This is a genomic window from Klebsiella sp. AqSCr (genome assembly GCF_008452795.1).
In the GTDB taxonomy this organism is placed as follows: Bacteria; Pseudomonadota; Gammaproteobacteria; order Enterobacterales; family Enterobacteriaceae; genus Klebsiella; species Klebsiella pneumoniae.
Genome location: NZ_MJDM01000038.1, coordinates 1 through 3419, shown reverse-complemented (window position 1 = coordinate 3419; position 3419 = coordinate 1). Strand labels below are relative to the sequence as shown.

The window sequence follows — 3419 nt, the reverse complement described above, 5'->3', positions numbered from 1 at the left end:
TGAGGCCGACCTTTGTGAGAAACTCCACGATGATGCGGAGCATCTTTTCCGTACACTGTCCTCGAGACTGGATGCATTACAGGATGGTAACTGATGGCCAGAGTGTCTATTAGTGAAGCAGCACGGCTTGTTAAGGTTAGTCGCCCTACTATTTACAAGATGATTAACAGTGGTAAGTTAAGTTACACCTCTGTTGTAAAGCACGGGAAGGGTATTAAAGTTATTGATACATCAGAGCTTATTAGAGTGTTTGGTTCTCTTGATGGTGTAATCGATGCTGTAAAATATGATGTAAAAAGTGACGCAGAATCTACAGGTATTAACAGCGTTGGTTTACATGATTTACAACATAGAATCGCTTTACTTGAAGCTGAAAACGATGGTCTTAAAGGGGCTGTTAAGGCTCGAGATGAGCATATTGATTCCCTTCGTCAGGCTATGCAGCTTCTGGAGCACAAGCACGAACCTTCTTCACCACCCCATTCCCCGTGGTGGAAATTCTGGAAAAAATCCTGATCCCGCCATGCTTGAGTTTTCCTCTCCGGCCATCCCGGGGCGTTCCTGAACCTTCCCAAAAATCGCCAGATCTCTGAACGCTCCTCACTCTAAAAATATCCACACCCCACGCAAAATTAAATTTTTGCAGATAACTCATTAATATCAGTTAGTTGGTTGTTATTAAATTACGCAGTATTACCTTCTGTAAGGTCAATCCAAGTCGTCGGTGATTCGTGTACGACTTGCCGACGACTCGTCATAGAGTCATCGACGACTCACTCCACACTATCAGTAACTTATGACGACTTGACTCTAGAGTCGAATCGTCGCTTTGGCGTTTTTTTGACCGCGGTGACTCTAGAGTCAAGTCACGAGTCGAATCGCCGGTGAATCGTGTGGTGAGTCGTCCGGCGACTTGCCATAACGTGATTGCCGGCCGTCGACGAACCCGATTCCTGAACGTGCTGAAAACCGGTTTTCCGGCTGCGCCGGCAACGCTTCACGGCCACGCAATAAATTGCGTCCCCGTTCACCGTTTTCGGGGTGGTTTGTGGTGGCTTTCAGGGCGTTCATCGGATTTTAGCGGCTAAAATCCCGGCCAGGTATGTCCGTGCATAGCCATGCAGTCGCGCCAGAATCATCAGGGGCGTTTTTTCTCGATATGGGCACAGAAAGGTGTGTGTTTCGGGCCGGAGGCCTCAGAAACGCGCTGAGGGCCTCTGAGGCGGTGCACGCAACGGATGTTATGGTAAATACAAGTGAGCGGGATAAACCATCATCTTTTATTGCGCGCGCAAGAAATAACCAATGCGGCTACCGATTTACACCAATCGCTATGCTGTTTTCATCTAGCAATATCCCTATTTTACACCCGCTGAATGTTGATCCGGACATCACAAAACCGCCTATAGCTAGTTGATTGTTTTCCGTGCTGAACAACTTTGGCGAGGATCCTCGATAACTTATTAGCTTTCCATCAGGAACATAAAGCTCAGCCTCTGCTTTTAGTGCAGCTGCGCTTTGTCTTCTGAGCTCGAATACCTCTTTCCCGTTAATAAGACAAACAGTTATCTTATCTTCATGCCGGAGAGTCACCCCTGCCTTTCTACCTTCTTCAGTAAGGTAGAGCTGCGTTCCTTTAGCCTTGGCCAGGTATGTTCCATCGTTGTGATAGATAGGGATGCTGGTAGTGAAACTAGCATCAACCGCACTCTCAACACTAATAAGTGGGGTGTCTTTATACTGAAGTATTACTGGGACGTTGATGAAAAAATTAGAACCAAGCTCAACTCGAGGGCTTTCACTAAATACGAGTTTATTCTGCAAATCACTCATGGATACATCCTTTTTTTGTCAAAAAAAACCTAATGCCCCCGTGGTGGGTATATAAAAATCACGGGGAGCGTAGCGACCTTCGTCCAGCTCGTTTCTTGTGTGTCTCACCCTGCAAAAGGTTCGATTGTGTGGGTGTAGTGTCCGACGCTTTCAATCACACTACTCCGCTTACTACTTTCTTAGACCCTCGTTTTATCAGGTGCTTGTTATCGTACAGCGAGACGGGGTAGAGCTTAACTCTTTTGCGGTTAAGTTACATATCCACCAATTGCCTGTTTATCCTGCCGGAGTCCGGGGCGTAGACCTGAGTGTCTAAGGTGCAGATATTATTTTAATGTCGTTGAATGGTATTAAGCTGGTAGTGACAATGCTAGCCAGCCCTGCTAGGATTTGATTTCTGACGTCTATTCCTGGCAGGCATCTGCGAAGAATTAGAGTACCGAAGCCCTGTGATTCTGTCACGGGGCTTTTGTACATTTAAAGCCAGAGAATCAAAAACATCCCCACAAAGACACCCTCACCGCTCGCCGCAGCCGAACGACCGAGCGTAGCGAGTCAGTGAGCGAGGAAGCGGAAGAGCCACTGCCTTGGCATGGTTCACCGGACACTCTGGTCATGCATATTGGCGCACTTCACCTGACTTTTCGCTCATGGCAACATGTCAAGCTAGTATACACTCCGCTAGTGCTACGTGACGGGTTCAGGGTTGCACCCCTAAAACCGCTAACAACCTCTCAGCTACTGGATATTATCACATGCCATCTGAATATGATGATCCACGGGATTCGACTGATACGCAGCTTCCCGGCGAATATGACCTTTTTGATTTAATGGCGAAGGTTACTGAAGAGAACCTTCATGCCCCTGTGGATTCTGGGCCGCCTGTCGGCCAGGAAGCGTTATAACTTTTTTCGCTTGCCCGCGTACGTGGTAATACGCAGGTATTACATCTTATTTATTTATTTTCATGTAGTTACATGTGATTGTAATACCTTGCGTATTACACAAATAAACGAATATTTCCATTTTTACCATTTAATTCATGCAGTTGCGATGAAAATCGCGGCTGCGTTAGGTGTATGATCATTTAAGGGGCAAAAAATTATCATTCTGGCTGGGTTAACTGCGCAGGTTAAGGTGCATCGGTGACGAAAAAGCGTCTTTAACTGCTTCGTTCATGCTTGCATGAACGGATTATTTTTCCGGACTACAGGAAGACTACAAAAGCTGATGACTTAATCCTGATTTTTAGCGATGACTACATATAAACTACAAAATAACTACAGGATTACCTCAGATCCGTTCTCTGAACCATTCGTACATCCGACCCCTTACCGGTTTTACACTGAGCACTGATGCTCTGAGGTCCCTTATGACGAAACAACAGAAAACAGCGCTGAACATGGCTAAATTCATCCAGAATCAGTCTTTGCTCCTGCTGGAGAAGCTTAACGAGCTTGATCTCGATGCTGAGGCCGACCTTTGTGAGAAACTCCACGATGATGCGGAGCATCTTTTCCGTACACTGTCCTCGAGACTGGATGCATTACAGGATGGTAACTGATGGCCAGAGTGTCTATTAGTGA

The 3419-nt window shown here is 46.4% G+C and carries 5 protein-coding genes; 4 read left to right on the top strand and 1 reads right to left on the bottom strand.

The window, feature by feature from the left end; translation table 11 throughout:
* Both BHE81_RS26000 and BHE81_RS25995 read left to right on the top strand, forming a co-directional pair.
* The coding region (locus BHE81_RS26000; RefSeq protein ID WP_114147923.1) for a Rop family plasmid primer RNA-binding protein at positions 1-94 on the top strand (94 nt) is incomplete at its 5' end.
* The gene (locus tag BHE81_RS25995; RefSeq protein WP_004216558.1) at positions 94-516 is read left to right on the top strand and encodes a helix-turn-helix domain-containing protein; all 423 of its coding nucleotides are present in this window, start codon (positions 94-96) and stop codon (positions 514-516) included. The genes BHE81_RS26000 and BHE81_RS25995, both read left to right, overlap by 1 nt.
* 795 nt (positions 517-1311) lie before the next feature.
* Here BHE81_RS25995 and BHE81_RS25990 read toward each other — a convergent pair.
* Positions 1312-1833 carry a hypothetical protein gene (locus BHE81_RS25990; protein ID WP_023325449.1) on the bottom strand — a complete coding sequence of 174 codons (522 nt, stop codon included), beginning with the start codon at positions 1831-1833 and terminating at the stop codon, positions 1312-1314.
* Positions 1834-2588: 755 nt separating this feature from the next.
* On the opposite strand from BHE81_RS25990, the gene BHE81_RS28420 reads away from it, so the two are divergent.
* Entirely contained in the window at positions 2589-2738 is a 150-nt protein-coding gene (locus tag BHE81_RS28420; RefSeq protein ID WP_165383661.1) for a hypothetical protein, read from the top strand.
* 467 nt (positions 2739-3205) lie between these two features.
* Positions 3206-3397, top strand: coding sequence for a Rop family plasmid primer RNA-binding protein (locus tag BHE81_RS25980; RefSeq protein WP_000166328.1), 192 nt, complete (start codon positions 3206-3208; stop codon positions 3395-3397).
* The last annotated feature ends 22 nt before the right edge of the window (positions 3398-3419 follow it).

Excerpts from the sequence above, each read along its gene's own strand:
- BHE81_RS25995 (WP_004216558.1), top strand. The coding sequence starts at position 94 with ATGGCCAGAGTGTCTATTAGTGAAGCAGCACGGCTTGTTAAGGTTAGT.
- BHE81_RS25990 (WP_023325449.1), bottom strand. The coding sequence starts at position 1,833 with ATGAGTGATTTGCAGAATAAACTCGTATTTAGTGAAAGCCCTCGAGTT.
- BHE81_RS28420 (WP_165383661.1), top strand. The coding sequence starts at position 2,589 with ATGCCATCTGAATATGATGATCCACGGGATTCGACTGATACGCAGCTT.
- BHE81_RS25980 (WP_000166328.1), top strand. The coding sequence starts at position 3,206 with ATGACGAAACAACAGAAAACAGCGCTGAACATGGCTAAATTCATCCAG.